The organism is Alphaproteobacteria bacterium, from assembly GCA_041396705.1.
In the GTDB taxonomy this organism is placed as follows: Bacteria; Pseudomonadota; Alphaproteobacteria; order CALKHQ01; family CALKHQ01; genus CALKHQ01.
Window position 1 is genome coordinate 41,639 of sequence record JAWKYB010000007.1, and the last position, 21,925, is coordinate 63,563.

At 72.8% G+C, this 21,925-nt stretch carries 23 protein-coding genes and 2 pseudogenes; 18 read left to right on the top strand and 7 right to left on the bottom strand.

The annotated features are described in order from the left end of the window. Nucleotides 1-32: 32 nt before the first annotated feature. Nucleotides 33-470 carry a protoporphyrinogen oxidase HemJ gene (hemJ, locus tag R3F55_11260; protein MEZ5667990.1) on the bottom strand — a complete coding sequence of 146 codons (438 nt, stop codon included), beginning with the start codon at nt 468-470 and terminating at the stop codon, nt 33-35. A 34-nt stretch (nt 471-504) separates the two neighbouring features. Beyond that, nucleotides 505-1,572 (bottom strand): annotated as a pseudogene (gene hemE / locus R3F55_11265) (uroporphyrinogen decarboxylase). 449 nt (nt 1,573-2,021) lie between these two features. On the opposite strand from hemE, the gene R3F55_11270 reads away from it, so the two are divergent. The 5 genes and pseudogenes from R3F55_11270 (at nt 2,022) to dnaQ (ending at nt 5,640) form a co-directional block, all read left to right on the top strand. Further along, nucleotides 2,022-2,852, top strand: coding sequence for a pyruvate, water dikinase regulatory protein (locus R3F55_11270; protein MEZ5667991.1), 831 nt, complete (start codon nt 2,022-2,024; stop codon nt 2,850-2,852). Further along, nucleotides 2,849-3,457: a Maf family protein gene (locus R3F55_11275; GenBank protein ID MEZ5667992.1), complete on the top strand. Its 609-nt coding sequence runs from the start codon at nt 2,849-2,851 to the stop codon at nt 3,455-3,457. The genes R3F55_11270 and R3F55_11275 overlap by 4 nt, the downstream gene beginning before the upstream one ends. Then, nucleotides 3,454-4,295 (top strand): annotated as a pseudogene (locus tag R3F55_11280) (shikimate dehydrogenase). Before R3F55_11275 ends, R3F55_11280 begins: the two are co-directional and overlap by 4 nt. Continuing rightward, on the top strand, nt 4,292-4,960 hold the full coding sequence (gene coaE, locus R3F55_11285; GenBank protein MEZ5667993.1) for a dephospho-CoA kinase: 669 nt from the start codon (nt 4,292-4,294) through the stop codon (nt 4,958-4,960). The pseudogene R3F55_11280 and the gene coaE overlap by 4 nt, the downstream one beginning before the upstream one ends. Before the next feature lie 8 nt (nt 4,961-4,968). Beyond that, nucleotides 4,969-5,640 carry a DNA polymerase III subunit epsilon gene (dnaQ, locus tag R3F55_11290; protein ID MEZ5667994.1) on the top strand — a complete coding sequence of 224 codons (672 nt, stop codon included), beginning with the start codon at nt 4,969-4,971 and terminating at the stop codon, nt 5,638-5,640. Between the two features lie 180 nt (nt 5,641-5,820). Here dnaQ and secB read toward each other — a convergent pair whose 3' ends face one another. Further along, a complete protein-coding gene (gene secB / locus R3F55_11295) occupies nt 5,821-6,357 on the bottom strand; it encodes a protein-export chaperone SecB (GenBank protein MEZ5667995.1) in 537 nt (178 codons plus the stop codon). Between the two features lie 324 nt (nt 6,358-6,681). Here secB and R3F55_11300 point away from each other — a divergent pair, with 324 nt between their 5' ends. The 6 genes from R3F55_11300 (at nt 6,682) to R3F55_11325 (ending at nt 12,271) form a co-directional block, all read left to right on the top strand. After that, a complete protein-coding gene (locus R3F55_11300) occupies nt 6,682-7,374 on the top strand; it encodes a Tim44/TimA family putative adaptor protein (protein MEZ5667996.1) in 693 nt (230 codons plus the stop codon). A gap of 44 nt (nt 7,375-7,418) precedes the next feature. Then, nucleotides 7,419-8,633, top strand: coding sequence for a murein transglycosylase A (locus R3F55_11305; protein ID MEZ5667997.1), 1,215 nt, complete (start codon nt 7,419-7,421; stop codon nt 8,631-8,633). Nucleotides 8,634-8,756: 123 nt separating this feature from the next. Beyond that, the gene (locus R3F55_11310) at nt 8,757-9,527 is read left to right on the top strand and encodes a (Fe-S)-binding protein (protein ID MEZ5667998.1); all 771 of its coding nucleotides are present in this window, start codon (nt 8,757-8,759) and stop codon (nt 9,525-9,527) included. Between the two features lie 6 nt (nt 9,528-9,533). Beyond that, nucleotides 9,534-10,961, top strand: coding sequence for a LutB/LldF family L-lactate oxidation iron-sulfur protein (locus R3F55_11315; protein ID MEZ5667999.1), 1,428 nt, complete (start codon nt 9,534-9,536; stop codon nt 10,959-10,961). Then, a complete protein-coding gene (locus R3F55_11320; protein MEZ5668000.1) occupies nt 10,958-11,659 on the top strand; it encodes a lactate utilization protein in 702 nt (233 codons plus the stop codon). Before R3F55_11315 ends, R3F55_11320 begins: the two co-directional genes overlap by 4 nt. Before the next feature lie 42 nt (nt 11,660-11,701). Beyond that, nucleotides 11,702-12,271: a Smr/MutS family protein gene (locus R3F55_11325; GenBank protein MEZ5668001.1), complete on the top strand. Its 570-nt coding sequence runs from the start codon at nt 11,702-11,704 to the stop codon at nt 12,269-12,271. Nucleotides 12,272-12,454: 183 nt separating this feature from the next. Here R3F55_11325 and hslU read toward each other — a convergent pair whose 3' ends face one another. Together hslU and hslV are read right to left on the bottom strand one after the other, a co-directional pair. Beyond that, a complete protein-coding gene (gene hslU / locus R3F55_11330; protein ID MEZ5668002.1) occupies nt 12,455-13,834 on the bottom strand; it encodes an ATP-dependent protease ATPase subunit HslU in 1,380 nt (459 codons plus the stop codon). Nucleotides 13,835-13,839: 5 nt separating this feature from the next. Beyond that, nucleotides 13,840-14,379, bottom strand: coding sequence for an ATP-dependent protease subunit HslV (gene hslV / locus R3F55_11335; GenBank protein ID MEZ5668003.1), 540 nt, complete (start codon nt 14,377-14,379; stop codon nt 13,840-13,842). Between the two features lie 260 nt (nt 14,380-14,639). On the opposite strand from hslV, the gene hisH reads away from it, so the two are divergent. From hisH to R3F55_11370, 7 genes are all read left to right on the top strand, one after another. Further along, nucleotides 14,640-15,302 (top strand): imidazole glycerol phosphate synthase subunit HisH, encoded by a 663-nt coding sequence (gene hisH, locus R3F55_11340; protein ID MEZ5668004.1) that lies wholly within the window; start codon nt 14,640-14,642, stop codon nt 15,300-15,302. 3 nt (nt 15,303-15,305) lie between these two features. Beyond that, nucleotides 15,306-15,875 carry a GNAT family N-acetyltransferase gene (locus tag R3F55_11345; GenBank protein MEZ5668005.1) on the top strand — a complete coding sequence of 190 codons (570 nt, stop codon included), beginning with the start codon at nt 15,306-15,308 and terminating at the stop codon, nt 15,873-15,875. 128 nt (nt 15,876-16,003) lie between these two features. Next, nucleotides 16,004-16,753, top strand: a complete 750-nt coding sequence (gene hisA / locus R3F55_11350) for a 1-(5-phosphoribosyl)-5-[(5-phosphoribosylamino)methylideneamino]imidazole-4-carboxamide isomerase (GenBank protein MEZ5668006.1) — start codon at nt 16,004-16,006, stop codon at nt 16,751-16,753. Continuing rightward, nucleotides 16,747-17,523: an imidazole glycerol phosphate synthase subunit HisF gene (gene hisF, locus R3F55_11355; GenBank protein MEZ5668007.1), complete on the top strand. Its 777-nt coding sequence runs from the start codon at nt 16,747-16,749 to the stop codon at nt 17,521-17,523. Before hisA ends, hisF begins: the two co-directional genes overlap by 7 nt. Nucleotides 17,524-17,774: 251 nt before the next feature. Next, a complete protein-coding gene (locus R3F55_11360; protein ID MEZ5668008.1) occupies nt 17,775-18,143 on the top strand; it encodes a phosphoribosyl-ATP diphosphatase in 369 nt (122 codons plus the stop codon). Next, on the top strand, nt 18,140-18,502 hold the full coding sequence (locus tag R3F55_11365; protein MEZ5668009.1) for a histidine triad nucleotide-binding protein: 363 nt from the start codon (nt 18,140-18,142) through the stop codon (nt 18,500-18,502). The genes R3F55_11360 and R3F55_11365 overlap by 4 nt, the downstream gene beginning before the upstream one ends. 22 nt (nt 18,503-18,524) lie before the next feature. Continuing rightward, complete coding sequence (locus R3F55_11370) at nt 18,525-18,959, top strand: integron (GenBank protein MEZ5668010.1); 435 nt, start codon at nt 18,525-18,527, stop codon at nt 18,957-18,959. Between the two features lie 444 nt (nt 18,960-19,403). Here the strand turns inward: R3F55_11370 and R3F55_11375 are convergent, their stop codons facing one another. Both R3F55_11375 and R3F55_11380 read right to left on the bottom strand, forming a co-directional pair. Next, entirely contained in the window at nt 19,404-20,087 is a 684-nt protein-coding gene (locus R3F55_11375; GenBank protein MEZ5668011.1) for a hypothetical protein, read from the bottom strand. Nucleotides 20,088-20,351: 264 nt separating this feature from the next. Further along, a complete protein-coding gene (locus R3F55_11380; GenBank protein ID MEZ5668012.1) occupies nt 20,352-21,869 on the bottom strand; it encodes a YifB family Mg chelatase-like AAA ATPase in 1,518 nt (505 codons plus the stop codon). Nucleotides 21,870-21,925: the final 56 nt, after the last annotated feature.

Below are 21,925 nucleotides of genomic sequence, written 5' to 3' on the forward strand. Positions count from 1 at the left end.
GTCCCCCAGGATCAAGTGGTATTTTGGCGCGATCAGAACGGCTTCGCCACTGCCAGCAGAACGATCAGCACCATCAGCAGTGCCGGCACCTCGTTGAGGATGCGATAGAACCGCGCGCTGCGGGTGTTGCGGTCCTCGGCGAACGCCCGCCGGCACTGCGACAGGAAACCGTGGATGCCCGACATCGCCACCACCAGCACCAGCTTGGCGTGCATCCACGGGAACCGGTAGATCTCGAACTGGAACAGCAGGATCAGCCCGAACAGCCAGGTCGCGATCATCGCCGGGTTGATGATGCCGCGCATCAGCCGGCGCTCCATCACCTTGAACGTCTCCGACTGCTGGCTGCCGGCCGGGGCGTCGCAATGATAGACGAACAGCCGCGGCAGATAGAGCATGCCGGCCATCCAGGCCATCACGCTGACGATGTGCAGCGCCTTGATCCAGGGATAGAGCGCAAGCCAGTCCATAACGTCCGTTCCTTGTCCGTGGCGCCGTGCGCGCTCAGCCGTTGCCGCCCGCCGTATGCGCACGGACATGGGCGACCAGCTCGGCCACGTGCTCCGGCGGCGTCGACTTGAGGACCCCGTGGCCGAGATTGAAGATGTGCGGCCTGTCGGCCGCCACGTTGCAGACGTTGGAAGCGAACACCTTCATCGACGGCCCGCCGACCTCCAGCCACATCGGATCGAGATTGCCCTGCACCGCGATGCCCGGCGGCAGTGCCTGGCAGGCCCAGCCCATGTCAATGCCGCTGTCCAACCCGACCGCATCGACGCCGGTGCGCCGCGCATAGTCGGCGACCGCCGCCCCGATCTGGCGCGGAAAACCGATCACCGGCCGGCCGGGATGGCTTTCGCGCAGGGCCGCGACGATGCGCCGGGTCGGCTCGTAGCACAGCACGAACAGCAGATCTGCCGGCAGCGCACCGGCCCAGCTGTCGAACAGCTGCACCGCGTCGGCCCCGGCATCGAACTGGGCGCGCAGGTAGCGGATCGTCGCCGAGACGATGGCATCGATCAGGGCCGGCGAAGCCGGCGGCATCGGCCATGGCCCAGCGCCGGGCGGTCTCGAAGTCGCGGCTGCTGCCGCCCTCGACCATGTAGGTGGCCACCGTCCACGGCGCGCCGGCAAAGCCGAGCAGCGCCTTGTCGGCCGGCAGCGCGGCGCGCACGCGGCGCACGGTCTCGCAGACCGGCGCCAGCGCCGCGTCGACCGCCTGTGCCGGTTTCAACCGTGCCAGGTCCCCGACCGTGCGCACGGTGACAGCCGTGGGCCCTCGCCGGCCTCGAACGCCAGCTCGACGCCCAGCGCCATCGGGATCAGCAGGATGTCTGCGAACAGGATCGCGGCGTCCAGGTCGAACCGGCGCACCGGCTGCAGCGTCACCTCGGCCGCCAGGTCCGGGTCGAAGCACAGATCGAGGAAGCCGCCCGCCTTCGCACGAACCGCGCGATATTCCGGCAGATAGCGCCCGGCCTGGCGCATCAGCCAGACCGGCGGCGGATCGACCCGCTCGCCCGACAGCACGCGCAGCAAGGCCGGCTTGCGATCCCTATCGCCCGGCGCCATCTGGTTCCCTGACCTGCCCGCGTGTCCGCATGGCCTCCTCTTCGAATCAAGAGTCCCAAGAAAGGATGAAGTGAAAGAGATAGGGCGGTGAGTCGTGGGGATTACCACATCCGTCCGCGGTCCCCAATCCGGCTGTGGATGCGGTCGTGCTGTGGACAGGGCGGTGGACGGCCGGGCGGCGGAGCTGGCGCCGCCTGGCACGGCAGCGGACCGCGCATTGCGGGAATGTCCGCTGCGCCGGTCGCCGCTTGCGCCGTCGTGCACAGCCTGGACAACCGGTTATCCCGGCGGCGAATAGCGGGCAGCGGTGCCGTGGCGGTGTGGGCGACTCGCCGATCTGTCCCCAGCCGCCCCGGCCGTTGACTTATGCCCCGGTGCATCCGCAAGGTTCGCGCCGACTTGTGCCACAGCTTTGCGCGCCCCGGACGGGCGCCGGGGAAAGGCGGCCGATGACGGCCAAGAGCTTCAACCTGCATCTGGTCTCGGATTCGACCGGCGAGACGATCCTCAGCGTCGCGCGCGCCTGCGTGGTGCAGTTCGGCGATTTCGAGGCGAAGAAATACCTGTGGCCGATGGTGCGCGGCACCGCCGCGCTGGACGAGGCGCTGACCGCGATCGAATCGATGCCGGGCCCGGTGCTGTTCACCCTGGTCGACGACGGCCTGCGGGCGCATCTGGTGACCGCCTGCGGCCGGCTGGGGGTGCCCTGCATCCCGCTGCTGGACCAGGTGATGGGCGCGCTGGCCAACTACCTGGGCGCCAAGCGCGAATCGAAGCCGGGCCGCCAGCACGCCATGGACGCGGAGTATTTCGCCCGGATCGAGGCGATGCAGTATGTGCTGGCCCACGACGACGGCCAGGGCTCGCGCGCGCTCGACGATGCCGACGTCATCCTGGTCGGGGTCTCGCGCACGTCGAAGACGCCGACCTGCGTCTATCTGGCCAACCGCGGCATCAAGGCGGCGAACGTGCCGCTGATCGCCGGGCTGGAACCGCCGGCGGAGCTGCTGGCGTGCAGGCGGCCGCTGATCGTCGGCCTGACCACCGACGCGCAGCGGCTGATCCAGGTGCGCCGCAACCGGCTGCGCGCGATGAACGAGGCCGATTCCGGACCCTATGTCGACATCGATTCGGTGACGCAGGAGCTGCGGATGGCGCGGCAGCTGTGCGCCCGGCACGGTTGGCCGGTGCTCGACGTCACCCGGCGGTCGATCGAAGAAACCGCGGCGGCGGTGCTGCAGCTGCTGAAGCGGCGCGAGCCGGGGGCGGTGGCGTCGTGACCGCCGTGGTGCTGCCCGTCGTGCTGGCCTCCGCCAGCAAGCCGCGGGCCCGGATCCTGGCCGGCGCCGGCGTGCCGGTGGAGATCGTGCCGGCCCATGTCGACGAGGACGAGGTCAAGCTGTCGCTGCGCGCCGAGGGCGCGGACGCGGCGCGGATCGCCGAGGCGCTGGCCGAGCTGAAGGCGCTGCGGATATCGCAGCGGATGCCGGGCCGGCTGGTCGTGGGCGCCGACCAGACCCTGGCCGTCGACGATGTCTTGCTGGACAAGCCGCGCGACCTGGACGAGGCGCGCGGCCACCTGCAGCGGCTGCAGGGCCGCAGCCACCGGCTGCTCAGCGCGGCCTGCGTGGTGCTGGACGGCCGGCGCATCTGGGGCGAGGTCGAGGCCGCCGAGCTGACCATGCGGCCGCTGAGCGCCGGCTTCATCGAGGACTATCTGCAGCGGGTCGGCGAGGCGGTGACCGCGTCGGTCGGCGCCTATCAGCTGGAAGGGCTCGGCGCCCAGCTGTTCGCGCGGATCCGCGGCGACTATTTCACCATCCTCGGCCTGCCGCTGCTGCCGCTGCTGGCCTTCCTGCGCGACCGCGGCGTGCTGGCGACATGACCGCGATCACGGCGAAGACCCGGGTTGCCGGCGTGATCGGCTGGCCGATCGGCCACTCGAAGAGCCCGCTGATCCACAATCACTGGCTGCGCCGCCACGGCATCGACGGCGTCTATGCCGCCTTTGCGGTCGCGCCGGGGCGGATGGAGGCCGCGGTACGCGGGCTGGCCGCGCTCGGCATGGCCGGCGCCAACGTCACCGTGCCGCACAAGGAAGACGCGCTGGCCGCGGCCGACACGCCCGATGCGCTGGCACGGCGGATCGGCGCCGCCAACACGCTGGTGGTCGGCGACGACGGCCGGGTTGCCGCGACCAACACCGATGCATTCGGATTCCTCGAGAACCTGCGTGCCGGTGCGCCGGGCTGGTCGGCGGCCGGCGGGCCGGCGCTGGTGATCGGCGCCGGCGGTGCCGCCCGTGCCGTCGTCGTCGCGCTGCTGGACGAGGGCGCGCCCACGGTGCGGCTGGCCAACCGCACCGCGGCCCGTGCCGCGGCGCTGGCGGCCGAGTTCGGCCCGCGGGTGAGCCCGGTGCCGTGGGCGGCGCGCCACGACGCCGTGGCCGGCGCGGCGACGCTGGTCAACACCACCAGCGCCGGCATGCACGGCCAGCCGGCGCTGGATCTGGCGCTGGACCGGCTCGACCGCGACGCGCTGGTCACCGACATCGTCTACACGCCGCTGGAAACCCCGCTGCTGGCCGCGGCGCGGGCACGGGTGCGCGCACGGTCGACGGCCTCGGCATGCTGCTGCACCAGGCCAGGCCGTCGTTCCAGGCCTGGTTCGGCGTGATGCCGGCGGTGGACGAGGAGCTGCGCGCCCTGGTGCTGGCGGCATGAGGCCATGGCGGGCCGGCCGGGCCCGGCGCCGCTTTCCCCGCCGGCCGCCGCTGCGCATCGGCCTGACCGGCTCGATCGGCATGGGCAAGTCGACCGTCGCTGCGATGTTCGCCGCCAGCGGCGTGCCGACGTTCGACGCCGATGCCTGCGTGCGGCGGCTGACCGGCCCCGGCGGTGCGGCGCTGCCGGCGATCGAGCGGGCCTTTCCCGGCATGACCGGGCCGGCCGGCATGGACCGGGCGGCGATGGGCCGGCTGGCGTTCGCCGATGCGGCCGCGCTGGCGCGGCTGGAGGCGCTGCTGCACCCGCTGGTTCGCGCGGCGGAGGACCGCTTCTTCCGGCGGGCGGCGCTGTCCGGCCGCGGTCTGGCGCTGTCCGACGTGCCGCTGTTGTTCGAGACCGGGGCGGAGGCTAGATTCGACGTCGTGGTCGTGGTCGGCGCGCCGGCGGCGGTGCAACGGGCGCGGGTGATGCGGCGGCCGGGCATGTCGGCGGAACGGCTGGCGGCAATCCTGGCCCGGCAGTGGCCGGACCGGGCCAAACGCCGCGCCGCCGACCGCGTGATCGCGACCGGCCTCGGCAAGGCCCCGAGCCGCCGTCAGGTGCGGCGGCTGGTGCGCGAGCTGCAGCGCGGGCCGGGCGACGGCATGCAGGGCGGCGGATAGGAGCGGCGATGCGCGAAGTGGTGCTGGATACCGAGACCACCGGCCTCAACCCGATGATGGGCGACCGCATCGTCGAGATCGGCTGCATCGAGCTGGTCAACCATGTCACCACCTCGGTCACGTTCCACCGCTATCTCAATCCGGAGCGGCCGATGCCGGCGGAGGCGGCCGCGGTGCACGGCCTGACCGACGACTTCCTGGCCGACAAGCCGCTGTTCGCCGACGTTGTCGACGACCTGCTGACGTTCCTGCGCGATTCTCCGCTGGTGATCCACAATGCCGGCTTCGACCTGGGTTTCCTCAACGCCGAGTTCGGCCGGCTGAAGATCGCGCCGCTGCCCAACGACCGCGCGGTCGACACGCTGGCGCTGGCGCGGCGCAAGTTTCCCGGCGCCCAGGCCAGCCTGGACGCGCTGTGCCGGCGCTTCGGCGTCGACAACTCGGCCCGCACCCGCCACGGCGCGCTGCTCGACGCCGAGCTGCTGGCCGAGGTCTATCTGGAGCTGATCGGCGGCCGCCAGCCCGACCTGGCGCTGGCCAGCGAGACGGCACAGCGCCAGGCGACCGTCCGGACCGCGCGCGCCATCCGCCCGCCGCGCCCGCACGCGCCCAGCGCCGAGGAACTGGCCCGCCACGCCCTGATGCTGGAAAGCCTCAGCAACCCGATCTGGAAGCAGTAGCCGCTGGCCCTTGCCTCGGCCGGGCGCCGGGGTGTGCCTGCGCAGCCGCGGCGTCGGCAGGTGCCAGGCGCCCTGGCGACCTTGTGCTGCCGGTCGCCCTTCCCCCGTTGCGGGGGAGGATGAAAGCGCCGTGGCGCTGCCTGCGCGGGGCAGACAGGCGTCGGGCCCGACGCGGTGCGGTCAGGCGGTGCCGGCGGGTGCGGCGGGCTGGGCGGCGGTCTGCAGGGTCTTGCCGGTCTTCTGCTGGTACAGCGACATGAAGTCGACCGGCGCCAGCAGCACAGGCGGCAGGCCGCCGTCGCGGGTGGCGTTGGCGATCACGGCGCGGGCGAAGGGGAACAGCAGGCGGGCGCCCTCGATCCACAGCAGCGGCTCGCGCAGGTTCTCCGGCAGGCCGGAAACGGTGATCAGGCCGGCGTAGTGCACCTCGACGATGAACAGGGTCTCGGCGTTGTGGCTGGCGTTGACGGTCAGCGACAGCACCACCTCGTGGTCGTCGCCGCCCTTGCCGGCGATGGCGACGTCGATGTCGACCGCGATCTTCGGCTGCTGGCCGACCGGCATCGGCGCCGGGGCGCGGGGGTTCTCGAACGACAGGTCCTTGACGTACTGCGCCTTGATCAGCATCGGCACGGCGCGCTGCTGCGGCCGGCCCTGGCCGTCGCCGGCGGGCGGCACTGCGGGGCTCGAAGGCGGGGAACCTGGGGTGTCGGCCATCTGTTTTCCTTGTCGTGCTGCGTCGGTTCGATGGGTCGCGCCTGGGGTCGCACCGGCCGAAAAGCGCCGGAAGGGGCCGGCCGACCGCCTTGATCGCGCAGTGGGCTAACACGAATGGCGGCCGGCCACAACCGGGGTGCCGCGGCGGCAATTAACCGGGATTATAGATCACGCATGGCGCAATGGGGCGCCTGTCCTATATAAGTCCGTGTGATCGGCACACGAATGCGATAGTCTAGCGGTGCGGCAGCGGGGCGGGCGCCCGGTGCGCAAACCGCCCGAACAACAGCGAGTGCCCGGTGCGACCGGGCCCGGGTAGACCACATGAGCGGTGCGTTCCAGTATCTCGACATCATCCTGTTCGCTTCGATCGCGATCTTCCTGATCGTGAAACTGGCGGGCGTGCTGGGCAAGCGCACCGGCCACGAGCAGGATCCGCGCCGCCGCGTGCAGCCCTTCCCGGTGCGCCGCGAGCCGGCCGCCAAGCGCGGCGCCGACGGCGACAACGTGATCGCGCTGCCCGAGCGCGAGCAGCCGCGGCCGTCGGTCCCGGCGGATTCGCCAGCCGCCGCCGGCCTGAACCGCATCGTCGCCGCCGACCCCCGCTTCAACCCCAGCGCGTTCCTGACCGGCGCCCGCGCCGCCTTCGAGATGATCGTCGGCGCCTTCGCCGCCGGCGACAAGGATACGCTGAAGCGGCTGCTGAGCCCGGCGGTGTTCGCCGACTTCGAGGCGGCGATCGAGGAGCGGCACCGGGCCGGCCACACCCAGGATACCAGCCTGGTCGGCATCAAGACGCTGGAATTCGCCTCGGCCGAGCTGGACGGCAGCGACGCCCACGTCGCGGTGCGCTTCGTCTCCGAACAGGTCAACGTGACCAAGGACGGCGAGGGCCGGGTTGTCGACGGCGACCCGAACCACGTCGCCGAGGTGACCGACATCTGGACCTTCAGCCGCGACGTCCGCAGCCGCGACCCGAACTGGTGGCTGTCGGCCACCGGTGCGCCGGAGCACTGACCCGTCCGCCGGGCCAGGTAAGGGCGCAGGGGGGATCGAGGGGCGTGGCCGCAGCGGGCTCGGGAACGGCGATCGTCCGGCTGGCCGCCGCGGCGCTGGCGCTGACGGCGGCGGCCTGCGGGGTCGACCCCAACCTGCAATATGTCCGCTATGGCGACTACCGGCTGGAGCCCACGCAATATGCCGAGCTGGGCGGCTGGCAGGACGACACCATGCTGGACGCGCTGCCGGCGCTGCTGCGCAGCTGCGAGGTGTTCGCCCGGGTGGACCCCGCGCGCCCGCTGGGCCTGGCCGGCCGCGCCGGCAGCTATGCCGACTGGCAGCCGGCCTGTGCCGCGCTGACCTCTGCCCGCTTCGCCAGCGGCGAGGACGTGCGCGCGCTGCTGGAACAGTGGTTCCTGCCGTTCCGGCTGACCACGACCGAGGCGCGCGAGGGCTTCGTCACCGGCTATGCCGAGGTGTCGCTGCGCGGCTCGCTGCGCCAGACCAGCTACTTCCAGTATCCGATCTATGGCGTGCCGCCCGACATGCTGGAGGTCGACCCGGAGCAGGCCGGCGAGGACTGGCCGCCCGAGGCGATCCGCGGCCGGGTCGAGGCTTTCCAGCTGGTGCCCTATTACGACCGCACCGAGATCGAGAACGGCGCGCTGGCCGGCCGCGGGCTGGAGCTGGCCTGGGTCGACGACCCGCTCGACCTGTTCGAGCTGGACCAGCAGGGCGAAGGCGTGGTGGTGCTGGACACCGGCGAGCGCCGGCGGGTGACGATGGCCGGCGACAACGGCTATCCGCGCGGCTCGATCATCCGCACGCTGATCGCGCGCGATATCCTGCCGCGCGAGGGCGCGTCGTGGGCGCTGGCGCGGGCCTGGCTGCAGGAGCACCCGGACGAGGCCCGCTCGATGATGCGGCTCAACCGGCGGCTGGCCTTCTTCGCCTGGTCGCCGGACCAGTCGGCGGGGCCGTCGGGGGCGATGCGGGTGCCGCTGACCCCCGGCCGCAGCATCGCGGTCGACACCAACCTGCTGCCGATGGGCGTGCCGCTGTGGATCGACGTCGCCGGGCTGGAGCCCGGCGCGCCGCGCATCCGCCGGCTGGTGGTGGCGCAGGACGTCGAATCCGGCGTCGAGGGCTTCATCAGCGGCGCGCTGTTCTGGGGCGCCGGCGAGGAGGCCCAGGCAATGGCCACGGCGATGAACTCGGCCGGGCGGATGTTCGTGCTGCTGCCACGCAGCGTGGCGGGCTTCGGCGCCGCCGAATGAAGCCGGCCATGAACCCTGCCGAGTGAACCTTGCCGGGTGGCCCGCGCGAAGCCGCCTTGGCCGCGGGCGCCGCATCGGTCTATATCAGGCCGTGAACCCTCCTGCCCCGACCGGGACCGAAGCGTGACCGAAACACCCGCCCGTGCGCCGCTCGTCGGCCTGTTCGTGACCTGCCTGGTCGACCTGTTCCGGCCCAGCGTCGGCTTCGCCGCCGTCAGGCTGCTGGAGCGGGCGGGCTGCCGGGTCGACGTGCCGGCGCTGCAGACCTGCTGCGGCCAGCCGGCCTACAACTCCGGCGACCGGCGCCATGCCCGCCAGGTGGCACAGACCGTGCTCGACGCCTTTCGCGACCACGACTATGTGGTGGCGCCGTCGGGCTCCTGCGCCGGCATGATCCGGCTGCACTATCCCGACCTGTTCCGCGACGACCCGGAGCGGCTGGCGGCGGCGCAGGCGATCGCCGCCAAGACGTGGGAGCTGGTGTCGTTCCTGCACGACGCGATCGGGCTGGAGCGGGTGGAGGCGACGTTCGACGGCGCCGTCACCTATCACGACAGCTGCTCCGGCCTGCGCGAGCTGGGGGTGAAGGCGCAGCCGCGCGCCTATCTGCGCCAGGTGGCCGGGCTGAGCCTGCGCGAGCTGCCGGACGCCGAGGTCTGCTGCGGCTTCGGCGGCACCTTCTGCGTCAAATATCCGGAGATCTCCAACGCCATGGTCTCGGCCAAGACAGCGGCCATCGCCGGCACCGGCGCCGGCACCATCCTGGCCGGCGACATGGGCTGCCTGATGAACATCGCCGGCAAGCTGCAGCGCAACGGCGTGCCGGTCGCCGCGCGCCACGTCGCCGAGGTGCTGGCCGGCATGGCCGACGGCCCGGCGATCGGCGAGGGTTGAGCCGCCATGCACCAGTCGAGCCACAGCTTCAAGGACAACGCCCACGCCGCGCTGAACGACGCCACGCTGCAGCGCGCGCTGGCCAATGTGAAGACCGGCTTCATCGGCAAGCGCCAGGCCGCCGCCGACCGCCTGCCGGAGTTCGAGGCGCTGCGCGACCAGGCGCGCGACATCAAGGACCACACCATCGCCAACCTGGACTTCTACCTGGAGCGGTTCGAGGCCAAGGTGGTCGAGACCGGCGGCCATGTGCACTGGTGCGCGACGCCGGACGAGGCGCGCAACGCGGTGCTGGCGATCTGCCGCTCGGTCGGCGCCAAGACGGTGACCAAGGGCAAGTCGATGGTGACCGAGGAGATCGGGCTCAACGCCTTCCTCGAGGCCAACGGCATGCAGCCGGTGGAAACCGACCTCGGCGAATACATCATCCAGCTGCGCCACGAGCCGCCCAGCCACATCATCGCGCCGGCGATCCACGTGGTGCAGGACCAGATCAGCGAGGCATTCTACGCCCACCACACCCAGTTTCCGCCCGACCGGCCGCTGGCCGAGCCGCGTCAGCTGCTCGACGAGGCGCGCGCGGTGCTGCGCGAGCGCTTCCTGGAGGCCGACGTCGGCATCACCGGCGCCAACTTCCTGATCGCCGAGACCGGCTCCACCGTCATCGTCACCAACGAGGGCAACGGCGACCTGACCCAGATCCTGCCGAAGATCCACATCGTCGTGGTCGGGCTGGAGAAGGTGGTGCCGACGCTGGAGGACGCCACCACGCTGCTGCGGGTGCTGGCGCGCTCGGCCACGGGCCAGGAATTCTCCTCCTACACCACCTTCTCGACCGGGCCGCGCCGGCCGGGCGACCACGACGGGCCCGACCAGTTCCACGTGGTGCTGGTCGACAACGGCCGCATCGACATGCTGGCCGGCGACTTCCGCGAGGCGCTGCGCTGCATCCGCTGCGGCGCCTGCATGAACCACTGCCCGGTCTATGCCGCGGTCGGCGGCCACGCCTATGGCTGGGTCTATCCCGGGCCGATCGGCTCGATCTGGACGCCGGCGCTGACCGGCATCGAGAATGCGCGCCACCTGCCCAACGCATCGACCTTCTGCGGCCGCTGCGAAAGCGTCTGCCCGGTGCGCATCCCGCTGCCGAAGCTCCTAAGGCATTGGCGCGAAAAGGAATTCGACCGCAAGCTGAGCCCGGCCACGGTGCGCTTCGGGCTCGGTCTGTGGGCCTTCCTGGCACGGCGGCCGCGGCTCTACCGGCTGGCGACCGGCGCCGGCAGCCGGGCGCTGCGGCTGCTGGCCGGCCGTCGCGGCCGGCTGCGGCGGCTGCCGCTGGCCGGCGGCTGGACCGGCGTGCGCGACCTGCCGGCGCCGCAGGGCCCCGGCTTTCACGCGCAGTGGAGGCGGCAGCGGCGGGAGGGCGGCCGATGAGCGCGACGCGCGAGCAGATCCTGCGCCGCATCCGCTCCGCCCTCGGCCGCGCCACGCCGGCCGGCGCCGAAGCCGCGCCGCTGGCCGAGCGCATCGCGGAACATCGCGCGAACATCGTGCCCGGCCGCGGCCAGGGCACGCCGGACGCACAGATGGCGCTGTTCGTCGAGATGGTCCGCGGTGTCAACGGCACGGTGGCGGAGGTCGCCAGTCTCGACGACGTGCCGGAGGCGATTGCCGGGTTCCTTGCCGGCGAGAATCTGCCCAGCGCGCTGAACGTGGCCCCCGATCCGCTGCTCGACGCCGTGCCCTGGCACAAGCGGCCGCTGCTGACGGTGACCCGGGCAAAGGCCGACGGCGGCACCGAGGTCGGCGTCACCAGCGCCTTCGCCGGCGTCGCCGAGACCGGAACGCTGATGACCCTGTCGGGTGCCGCCCATCCGACCACGCTGAACTTCCTGCCGGACTCGCACATCGTGGTGCTGCCGCGCGACCGGGTGGTCGGCAGCTACGAGGACGGCTGGGCCCGGCTGCGCGCCCAGGCGGGCGCAGACGGCTTCATGCCGCGCACGGTCAACTTCATCACCGGGCCGTCGCGCACCGGCGATATCGAGCAGAAGATCCAGCTCGGCGCACATGGGCCGCGCCGTCTCCACGTCATCCTGGTCGACCGCCCTGCCGCCGATCGCGGCCTGTGACACGTGTCACAGCCGCGGTTGCACGCGCCGGCGTTGTAGATCATGGCGCGGCGGCGGCTGACGGCCGACGAGCGGGCGCTGTGGGCGGCGGTGACCGCCGACGTGCGCCGGCTGCGGCCCGCTGGCGATGGGCCGCGCGAAGCGCCACCCGTTGCCGCGGAGGCGCCGCCCGAGCCGGCGCCGGGGCGGCAATCGGCCGGTGCGGCCGCGGCGATGCGCGTGCCAACGCCAGCGGCCACGCCCGCGCGAGCCAAGCCGCCGCCGGAGCCGGGCCACGGCCTCGACCGGCGCCGGCACGAACGGCGGCGGCGCGGACAGCTGCCGATCGACGGCGTCATCGACCTGCACGGCCTGACCCAGGCGGCGGCCCACCGCCGGATCGACCGCTATGTGGCGGAGTCGGTCGCCGCGGGCCGGCGCGTCATCCTGGTCGTCACCGGCAAGGGCCCGAGCGCTGAAGGCGGGGGCATCCTGCGCCGCCGCCTGGCCGACTGGCTGATGCTGCCGGCCTGCCGTCCGCACGTGCTCGCCTTCACCCCCGCCCAGCCCCGCCACGGCGGCAGCGGCGCCTTCTACGTCCTGCTCCGCCGCAAACGCGACGACCGCGGCTAGCGGGGTGGGATGCGGCGGCCGCGGTCGGTCGCGGCGGCGCTGGATTGCCGCGGGGCTGAGCGCCTCGCAACGATCGGGTTCGGGGGTTAGGCTTAGTGCCTAATAAACCCGACACCCTGCCGATTACAGCCCACGCGAAGCCCAGAAGGGCTCTTGGGCCGACTTGAGGCGGCTGCGTCCGCGCTACAGGATGAAGCGACTGAGGTCGGCGTTCTCGGCCAGGCGGGCGACGCGGTCGCGGACCAGGGCGGCGTCGATGCGGACGGTTTCGCCGCTGCGGTCGGGGGCGCTGAAGCTGATGTCCTCCAGCAGCCGCTCGATCACGGTGTGCAGCCGGCGGGCGCCGATGTTCTCCACATGCTGGTTGATCTCGGCGGCGAGCTCGGCCAGCGCGTCGATCGCCTCGTCGGCGAATTCCAGCGTCACGCCCTCGGTCTCGAGCAGCGCCACATACTGGCGGACCAGGCTGCCCTCCGGCTCGGTCAGGATGCGGCGGAAGTCGTCCTTGGTCAGCGCCTTCAGCGACACGCGGATCGGCAGCCGTCCCTGCAGTTCGGGCAGCAGGTCCGACGGCTTGGCCAGATGGAAGGCGCCGGAGGCGATGAACAGCACGTGGTCGGTCTTGACCGCGCCGTGCTTGGTGGAGACGGTGGTGCCCTCGATCAGCGGCAGCAGGTCGCGCTGCACGCCCTCGCGGCTGACGTCGGCGCCGCTGCGCTCGGCCCGCGCGGTGATCTTGTCGATCTCGTCGAGGAAGACGATGCCGTTCTCCTCGACCGATTCGATCGCCTGGCGCACCACCTTCTCGTTGTCGAGCAGCTTGTCGCTCTCCTCGGCCATCAGCTGGTCGTAGCTGTCGGCGACGGACATCTTGCGCCGGCGGGTGCGCCCGCCCATCGCCTTGCCGAAGATGTCGCCCAGGTTGATCGCGCCGATCTGGGCGCCTGGCATGCCGGGGATGTCGATGGTCGGCAGCGCCATGCCGCCGCCGTCGGCGACCTCCAGCTCGATCTCGCGGTCGTTGAGCTCGCCGCCGCGCAGCTTGCGGCGGAAGGTCTCGCGGGTCCCGGCGGCCGCGTTCTCGCCGACCAGGGCGTCGAGCACCCGCTCCTCGGCGGCCAGCTCGGCGCGGGCGCTGACGTCCTTGCGCATGCGCTCGCGGGTCTGGACGATGGCGATCTCGACCAGGTCGCGGACGATCTGTTCGACGTCGCGGCCGACATAGCCGACCTCGGTGAACTTGGTCGCCTCGACCTTGATGAACGGCGCGTCGGCCAGCCGGGCCAGCCGGCGGGCGATCTCGGTCTTGCCGCAGCCGGTCGGGCCGATCATCAGGATGTTCTTCGGCTGCACCTCCTCGCGCAGGCCGTCGGGCAGCTGGCGCCGGCGCCAGCGGTTGCGCAGCGCGATGGCGACGGCGCGCTTGGCGTCGTCCTGGCCGATGATGTGGCGGTCGAGCTCGGAGACGATCTCGCGCGGGCTGAAGGCGGCCGGCCCGATGGCGGCGCCGGCGGCAGGGCCGTCGCCGCGCGGTCCGGCGGGCTTGGGTGCGATGCTGTCCATCGGGGTCACAGGCTCTCGATCACGATCCGGTCGTTGGTGTAGATGCAGATGTCGGCGGCGATCGCCATCGCCTTGCGGGCGATCGCCTCGGCCTCCATGTCGTCGCGGTCGACCAGCGCGCGCGCGGCGGCCAGCGCGAAGGCGCCGCCGGAGCCGATGCCGATCAGCCCGTCGTCGGGCTCGACCACGTCGCCGGTGCCGCTGAGGATCAGGCTGTTGCGCGCGTCGGCCACCGCCATCATCGCCTCCAGCCGGCGCAGATAGCGGTCGGTGCGCCAGTCCTTGGCCAGCTCCACCGCGGCGCGGACCAGCTGGCCCGGATGCTGCTCCAGCTTGGCCTCGAGCCGCTCGAACAGGGTGAAGGCGTCGGCGGTGGCACCGGCGAAGCCGACGATGACCGAATTGTCGGCCAGCCGCCGCACCTTGCGCGCGCCCGCCTTCATCACGGTATTGCCGAGCGTGACCTGGCCGTCGCCGGCGACCACCACCCGGCCGTTCTTGCGGACCGACAGGATCGTGGTGCCGTGCAGTTGTATTTCCGTCATCAGTGTCTCGGTAATCTCCGCGGCGTAGACTGAGGCGGCACATCGGGGCCGGCCGTCGATTCGGGCCCGCGATTCGGACGAGCGATCCGGGCCGGACTCGCATGTGGGGCACTGCGGGCCGGCATTCAAGCGCGATGCCGCGGCGCGGCAAGGGGCGGGCCGGTGGCCCACGCCTTGCTTGTGCCCGGATCGCGAAGCATCTATGCCCTGCGTCCCGGCGGCGGCGCCGTCGGCACTACACCAGGGGACGGAACGAGGCAATGCGCGAAACGGTGGCGATCGTCGACTACGGCGCCGGCAACCTGCGCTCGGTGGCCAATGCGATCCGCCACGTCGCCGCGCTGGCGCCGCACGGGCCCGCGGTGGCGGTGACCGCCGATGCCGACGCCGTGGCCGCGGCCGACCGGGTGGTGCTGCCGGGGGTCGGCGCGTTCGCCGACTGCATGGGCGGGCTCAGCGCCATCGACGGCATGGTCGACGCGCTGACCGACGTGGCGGTGGCCCGGGCGCGGCCGTTCCTCGGCATCTGCGTCGGGATGCAGCTGATGGCGGCGGTCGGCCGCGAGCACGGCGCCCATCCCGGCCTGGGCTGGGTCGACGGCGCGGTCGAGCCGCTGGGCGTGCGGCCCGGCCCCGACGGGCGCACCCTGAAGGTGCCGCACATGGGCTGGAACACCCTGGGGCCGGAGCGCGCGCCGCATCCATTGCTGGCGAACCTGCCCGACAGCCCCCATGTGTACTACGTCCACAGCTATCACTACGTGCCCGACGACCGGCACGCGGTGCTCGCGCAAACCGACTATGGCGGCCCGATCGCCGCGGTGGTCGGACGCGACAGCCTGGTCGGCACCCAGTTCCACCCGGAAAAGAGCCAGGCGGTGGGGCTGGAAATCCTGTCCAACTTTCTGAACTGGCGGCCCTGACCCATGAACCGACGCTCCCCCGGCGCCCTGCGGAAGATCAATCACGAGCCGACCGTCGCGGTCGAACGGCTGCAGTCGTTCACCGACGGCGACCTAGCCGACCTGTGCGACGCGGCCTGCGACGCGATCGAGGCCGGCGGCGGCTTCGGCTGGGTGACGCCGCCGATGGCGGACGTCCTGGAGGCCTACTGGCAGGGCATCCTGCTGGTGCCGGGGCGCGAGCTGTTCGTCGGCCGGCTCGACGGCGTGATCGCCGGCTCGGCCCAGCTGGTCCACCCGCCGAAGAACAACGAGGCGCAGGCCTTCGCCGCCAGCCTGACCACCAGCTTCGTCGCGCCGTGGGCGCGCGGCCACGGGCTGGCGCGCGAGCTGGCGCTGGCGGTGGAGCGCGAGGCGCGCACCTGCGGCTACGAGATCCTGCGGCTTGACGTGCGCGAGACCCAGACCGCGGCCATCGCGCTGTACGAGAGCCTGGGCTATCTGCGCTGGGGCGAGGATCCGCACTATGCCCGCGTCGACGGCAAGGTGCTGCGCGGCTTCTACTACAGCAAGGCGCTGACCGCCGCGGGCTGAGCCGGCGCGCCGGCGCCGAACGCGGCGCTTGCCCTGCCGGCCGCACGCTCCCTATCCCGACGCCGGGGCCGCCGTGTGCGGCTCCCGGCCGCCCGCACGGGCGGCGGGCGGCGAGGAGCGAGCGCGGCGTGATCCTGTTTCCGGCAATCGACCTGAAGGGCGGCGCCTGCGTGCGGCTGCTGCGCGGCGACATGGCCGCGGCGACCACCTACAACCCTGACCCGGCGGCGCAGGCGCGGGCGTTCCGCGACGCCGGCTTCCGCTGGATCCACGTGGTCGATCTCGACGGCGCCTTCGCCGGCCGCAGCGAGAACGGCGCGGCGGTGGAAGCGATCCTGGCCGCGGTCGACCTGCCGGTGCAGCTGGGCGGCGGCATCCGCGACATGGCGGCGGTCGAGGGCTGGCTCGGCCGCGGGGTGCGCCGCGCGATCCTGGGCACCGCGGCGGTGCGCACGCCGGCGCTGGTGCGCGAGGCCTGCCGCGCCTTTCCCGGGCGCATCGCTGTCGGCATCGACGCGCGCGGCGGCCGGGTGGCGGTCGAGGGCTGGGCCGAGACCTCGGACATGCTGGCGGTCGACCTGGCCCGCGCCTTCGAGGACGCCGGCGTCGCCGCCCTCATCTACACCGACATCGACCGCGACGGCGCGCTGAGCGGCCCGAACGTGCAGGCGACGGCGGCGCTGGCCCGCGCGGTGTCGATCCCGGTGATCGCCTCGGGCGGGGTGTCGTCGCTGGACGACCTGAAGGCGCTGCAGGCGGTGGAGGCCTGCGGCGTGGTCGGCGTGATCAGCGGCCGCGCGCTCTACGACGGGCGAATCGACCCGGCGGCGGCGCTGGCGCTGCTCGACGGCGCGCCGGCACAGGCCGCGCCATGCTGAAGGCACGCGTCATCCCCTGCCTCGACGTCCATGCCGGCCGCGTGGTCAAGGGCGTCAACTTCGTCGACCTGCGCGACGCCGGCGACCCGGTGGAGCAGGCGGCGATCTACGACGCCCAGGGCGCCGACGAGCTGACGTTCCTCGACATCACCGCCAGCCACGAGGAACGGGCGACGATCTACGACGTGGTCGCGCGCACGGCCGAGCGGGTGTTCATGCCGGTGACGGTCGGCGGCGGCGTGCGGACGGTCGAAGACATCCGCCGGCTGCTGCTGTCGGGCGCCGACAAGGTCTCGATCAACACCGCCGCGGTGGCGCGGCCGGCGTTCGTCGCCGAGGGCGCGGAGAAATTCGGCACCCAATGCATCGTGGTGGCGATCGACGCCAAGAAGGTCTCGGCCGACGGCGAGGCGCCGCGCTGGGAAGTGTTCACCCACGGCGGCCGCCGGCCGACCGGCCTCGACGCGGTCGACTGGGCGCGCCGCATGGTCGACCTCGGCGCCGGCGAGCTGCTGCTCACCTCGATGGACCGCGACGGCACCCGCAAGGGATTCGACCTGCCGATGACGCGGGCGATCGCCGACGCGGTCAGCGTGCCGCTGATCGCCAGCGGCGGCGTCGGCAATCTCGACCACCTGGTCGAGGGCGTGCGCGACGGCCACGCCTCGGCGGTGCTGGCCGCCTCGATCTTTCATTTCGGCGAGGCAACGATCGGCCAGGCCAAGGCCCACATGCGCGCCGCCGGCGTGCCGGTGCGGCTGGACGACTGAACGCGCGCCGGTCTATCGAGGGGCGGGCGCATCGCAACGGCGCGGTGCGTCCTTCGAGACGCCGCCCAAGGGCGGCTCCTCAGGATGAGGATGGAGTCGTGGTGGCACGGGCCGCTGCGCCGGCGGTTGACCGGCAACGGTGTGCCGCCGCACCCCCGTCCTCATCCTGAGGAGGCGTCCGCAGGACGCCGTCTCGAAGGACGCACCTGCGTCGATGCGGCGTGTGGCAGCGGACGCGGGGAGGAAGCGGCATGACGGAACGGCCGGGAGCGGAGGTGCTGGAGCGGCTCTATGCCACCATCGCGTCGCGGCGCGGGGCCGACCGGGCCTCGTCCTACACCGCGCGGCTGTTCGCCGACGGGCCGGAGAAGATCGCCCAGAAGGTCGGCGAGGAGGCGGTGGAAACGGTGCTGGCCTCGGTCGGCGCCGACAGCCGCGGCTGCGGCCGGCTGGTGTCGGAAAGCGCCGACCTGCTCTATCATCTGCTGGTGCTGTGGGCGGCCTGCGGGGCAGAGCCGGCGCAGGTGTGGGCGGAGCTGGCCCGGCGCGAGGGCACCTCGGGCGTCGCCGAGAAGGCGGCGCGCGCAACGATGGCGGAAGGGGGAGACGACGGCGAATGAGCTATGACGACGGCAACATCTTCGCCCGCATCCTGCGCGGCGAGATTCCGTGCGACCGGGTCTACGAGGACGCGCATGTGCTGGCCTTCCGCGACATCGCCCCTCAGGCGCCGGTGCATGTGCTGGTGATCCCGAAGCGGGCCCATGTCTCGGCGCAGGACTTCGGCGCCAACGCCACGCCGGAGGAGGCGCAGGCGCTGTGGGCGGCGATCCCGCGGATTGCTGCGCAGGAAGGGCTGGACGGCGACGGCTATCGCCTGATCGCCAACACCGGCCGCAATGGCGGCCAGGAAGTGCCGCATTTCCATGTTCATATCCTCGGCGGCCGGCCGCTCGGCCGGATGGTGCAGAAGGCCTGAACCGGGCCGGGAGGATTTCGAGATGTCGCGACGCGCGGGATTGCTGGCGGCCGGCTGCGCCGGGTTGGCATTGGCGGGTTTGGCCCTGGCCGGCGCCGCCCAGGCGCAGCAGACGCCGGAGGTGCCGGTGATGGTCGGCGTGCAGCCCGACCTCGATGCCTGCCTGACCCAGGGCGTGGTCAGCGGCCTCGACGCCAGCGGCGACAATTTTCTGGCGGTGCGCTCGGGTCCCGGCTCCGGCTATGGCCAGATCGACGCGCTGCACACCGACGACGTGGTCGCGATGTGCGAGACGCGCGGCCGCTGGATCGGCATCGTCTACCAGCCCGGCGACCGCCAGGTGCCCGGCCCGTCCGATTGCGGCGTCGGCTCGCCGATCTGGCCGCGCCAGGCCTATCCCGGCACCTGCCGCAGCGGCTGGGTCTTCGAGGCCTACGTCACGCCCTACGCCGGCTGACCCCGGCCGCCGGCGTGCCTCCTTCGAGACGGCGCGCGCGGCGCACCTCCGCGGGATGAGGACAGGCGGTGCTCGGCCGGCGGTGCGTCCTTCGAGACGCGGGGCTGCGCCCGGCTCCTCAGGATGAGGACGGTCGGTGCCGGATTGGCGGCGCGTCCGTTCGAGACGGCGCGCGCGGCGCACCTCCGCGGGATGAGGACAGGCGGGGCGGCGGGCGTCCTCGAGACGCTGGCTGCGCCCGGCTCCTCAGGATGAGGACGGTCGGTGCCGAGGCGGCGCGTCCGTTCGAGACGGCGGCGCGGCGCTCCTCGAAGAGACAGGCGGGCCGTCGACGGCGGCGGATGGAGCGCACACACCCATCCTCATCCTGAGGAGCCGCCCGCAGGGCGGCGTCTCGAAGGACGCACGTCGCCGGACCGCGAACCGTGGAGAACCCTCGCGCGCTCAGTAGCTGCCCGGCAGCGACGGGAACTCGAAGTAGCGCTGGGAGAAGACGAAGCGGTTGCCGCGGCCGGACTCGAACACGAAGCCGACCACCGGGTTGCGGGCCTCGGCTCCGTCCTGCGGCGGCGCGCAGGCGCGCGGGGCGCCGTCGGGCCCGTATTCGCAACGCCCGGCGAAACCGTTGCGGAACACGTCCTGCTCGCTCTCGCGCAGCCAGGCCTCGAACGACGGCTGGTCCTTCAGGCCGTCGAAATAGTCGTCGAAGGCGACGCCGACATTGGTCAGGTAGAGGGTGGCGTCGATCGCCAGCCGCTTGGTCTCGCCCGGCCGGAATTCCAGCGGCGCCTCGACCAGCGTGCGCGGCGCGTCGGCGCCGGAATCGGACAGGCGCAGGCTGCACTCGGCCGCCGCGAAATCGGGGAAGAAGTCGCCGGCCAGCCCGCAGCGGATCAGCCGCGCCTCCACCGCCGACAGGTTGGTGACATAGAGCGACCACGTCGTCGCCAGCGCCACGGTGCGCTCGTCGTCGCGAATGTCCAGCGCGGTCGACGCCTTGTGCAGCTGGAAGCCGAAATTCTCGCGGGTGCCCTGCCAGGCGTCGTAGGCGAAGAACACCGCGCCGGCCGAGATCAGCACGGCGACCGCGGAGACGACGATGGAGGGCGTGATGCGCGGGCGGGCCATGCGGGCGGCGGGCTTGTCTGCGGGATGGCCGGACCATAGGCGGCGGGCGGGGCAAACACAACGGATCGCGCCGCGGTGCGTCCTTCGAGACGCCGTCCGGCGGACGGCTCCTCAGGATGAGGATGACCGGTGCGGGTCCGGCGTCGGCGCCGGATGGCGCGCTCCCAACCTGCCTCATCCTGAGGAGGCGCGCGCAGCGCGCCGTCTCGAAGGACGCACCGGCCATCTCCGCTCGTCCAGATGCACCGCCGCGTGTGCCGCGGCTCAGGCCGGGGGCTGGCGGCGGTAGCTGAGCGCTTCGGCGATGTGCGGGCGGGCGACGCGGTCGTCGCCGGCGAGGTCGGCCAGCGTGCGGGCGACGCGCAGCACGCGGTGATAGGCGCGGGCCGACAGGCGGAAGCGGTCGACCGCCTGGGTCAGCAGCGCCTGGCCGGCGGCGTCGGGGCCGGCGATCGCGGTCAGCAGTGCGCCGTCGGCCTGGGCGTTGGTGCGCACCGACGGGTCGGCCTTCAGCGCGGCGAAGCGGCGGGTCTGGCGGTCGCGGGCGGCGGCGACCCGGGCGGCGACCGCCGCGGTCGGCTCGGCCGGCGCCGGGGTCGCCAGCGCGTCGGGGCGCAGCGCGCGCACCGCGACGAACAGGTCGATGCGGTCGAACAGCGGGCCGGAGATGCGGCCCTGATATTCGACCCCGCACTTCGGCGCGCGGCCGCAACCCTGGGCCGGGTCGTCGAGATGGCCGCAGCGGCATGGGTTCATCGCCGCCACCAGCTGGACCCGGGCCGGATAGCTGACATGGTGGTTGGCCCGCGCCACCACGGCGCGGCCGCTTTCCAGCGGTTGGCGCAGCGCCTCCAGCGTCGCCCGGTTGAACTCCGGCAGCTCGTCGAGGAACAGCACGCCGTGGTGGGCCAGGCTGATCTCGCCGGGCCGGGCGCGCAGGCCGCCGCCGATCAGCGCCGGCTGCGAGGCGGAATGGTGCGGGTCGCGGAACGGCCGGGCACGCAGGATGGCGCCGCCGGCGAGCAGGCCGGCGACCGAATGCACCATGCTGACCTCCAGCGCCTCCTGCGCGGTCAGCGGCGGCAGCAGGCCGGGCAGGCGCGCGGCCAGCATCGACTTGCCGGCGCCTGGCGGCCCGGTCATCAGCAGGTTGTGGCCGCCGGCCGCGGCGATCTCCAGCGCCCGCTTGGCGGTCTCCTGGCCCTTGACGTCGGCGAGGTCGGGCACCGCCGGCAGCGGCACCGGCCGCGGCTCCGGCGGCGGCGGGATCGGCTGGCTGCCCTTGAAGTGGTTGATCAGCGCCAGCAGGCTGGGCGCGGCCACCACCTCCACGTCGCCGGCCCAGGCGGCCTCCGCCCCGCAGGCCGCCGGGCAGATCAGGCCCAGGTCCTCGGCGCTGGCGCCCATCGCCGCCGGCAGCACGCCGGCGACCGGCAGCAGCGCACCGTCCAGCGCCAGCTCGCCCAGCACCATGAAGCCGGCCAGCGCGTCGGCCGGGATCGCGTCCATCGCCGCCAGGATCGCCAGCGCGATCGGCAGGTCGAAGTGGCTGCCTTCCTTGGCCATGTCGGCCGGCGCCAGGTTGACCGTGACCCGGCGTGCCGGCAGGGCGAGGCCGAGCGCGTTCAGCGCGGCGCGCACCCGCTCGCGGCTCTCGGCCACCGCCTTGTCGGGCAGGCCGACCACGGTGAAGGCGGGCAGGCCGGCGGCGAACTGCACCTGCACATCGACCGGCATCACCTCGATGCCCTGGAAGGCGACGGTGGCGCAGCGGGCAACCATGGGTGGAAGGCGGCTCCGGTCGGACAGGTGGAGCGCGCAGTCTACAGGCGGATCGC

What these genes read in the sequence shown, in the direction of transcription:
- hemJ (MEZ5667990.1), bottom strand. Translation starts at nt 470, where the DNA reads ATGGACTGGCTTGCGCTCTATCCCTGGATCAAGGCGCTGCACATCGTC.
- R3F55_11270 (MEZ5667991.1), top strand. Translation starts at nt 2,022, where the DNA reads ATGACGGCCAAGAGCTTCAACCTGCATCTGGTCTCGGATTCGACCGGC.
- coaE (MEZ5667993.1), top strand. Translation starts at nt 4,292, where the DNA reads ATGAGGCCATGGCGGGCCGGCCGGGCCCGGCGCCGCTTTCCCCGCCGG.
- dnaQ (MEZ5667994.1), top strand. Translation starts at nt 4,969, where the DNA reads ATGCGCGAAGTGGTGCTGGATACCGAGACCACCGGCCTCAACCCGATG.
- secB (MEZ5667995.1), bottom strand. Translation starts at nt 6,357, where the DNA reads ATGGCCGACACCCCAGGTTCCCCGCCTTCGAGCCCCGCAGTGCCGCCC.
- R3F55_11300 (MEZ5667996.1), top strand. Translation starts at nt 6,682, where the DNA reads ATGAGCGGTGCGTTCCAGTATCTCGACATCATCCTGTTCGCTTCGATC.
- R3F55_11315 (MEZ5667999.1), top strand. Translation starts at nt 9,534, where the DNA reads ATGCACCAGTCGAGCCACAGCTTCAAGGACAACGCCCACGCCGCGCTG.
- R3F55_11320 (MEZ5668000.1), top strand. Translation starts at nt 10,958, where the DNA reads ATGAGCGCGACGCGCGAGCAGATCCTGCGCCGCATCCGCTCCGCCCTC.
- R3F55_11325 (MEZ5668001.1), top strand. Translation starts at nt 11,702, where the DNA reads ATGGCGCGGCGGCGGCTGACGGCCGACGAGCGGGCGCTGTGGGCGGCG.
- hslU (MEZ5668002.1), bottom strand. Translation starts at nt 13,834, where the DNA reads ATGGACAGCATCGCACCCAAGCCCGCCGGACCGCGCGGCGACGGCCCT.
- hslV (MEZ5668003.1), bottom strand. Translation starts at nt 14,379, where the DNA reads ATGACGGAAATACAACTGCACGGCACCACGATCCTGTCGGTCCGCAAG.
- hisH (MEZ5668004.1), top strand. Translation starts at nt 14,640, where the DNA reads ATGCGCGAAACGGTGGCGATCGTCGACTACGGCGCCGGCAACCTGCGC.
- R3F55_11345 (MEZ5668005.1), top strand. Translation starts at nt 15,306, where the DNA reads ATGAACCGACGCTCCCCCGGCGCCCTGCGGAAGATCAATCACGAGCCG.
- hisF (MEZ5668007.1), top strand. Translation starts at nt 16,747, where the DNA reads ATGCTGAAGGCACGCGTCATCCCCTGCCTCGACGTCCATGCCGGCCGC.
- R3F55_11360 (MEZ5668008.1), top strand. Translation starts at nt 17,775, where the DNA reads ATGACGGAACGGCCGGGAGCGGAGGTGCTGGAGCGGCTCTATGCCACC.
- R3F55_11365 (MEZ5668009.1), top strand. Translation starts at nt 18,140, where the DNA reads ATGAGCTATGACGACGGCAACATCTTCGCCCGCATCCTGCGCGGCGAG.
- R3F55_11370 (MEZ5668010.1), top strand. Translation starts at nt 18,525, where the DNA reads ATGTCGCGACGCGCGGGATTGCTGGCGGCCGGCTGCGCCGGGTTGGCA.
- R3F55_11375 (MEZ5668011.1), bottom strand. Translation starts at nt 20,087, where the DNA reads ATGGCCCGCCCGCGCATCACGCCCTCCATCGTCGTCTCCGCGGTCGCC.
- R3F55_11380 (MEZ5668012.1), bottom strand. Translation starts at nt 21,869, where the DNA reads ATGGTTGCCCGCTGCGCCACCGTCGCCTTCCAGGGCATCGAGGTGATG.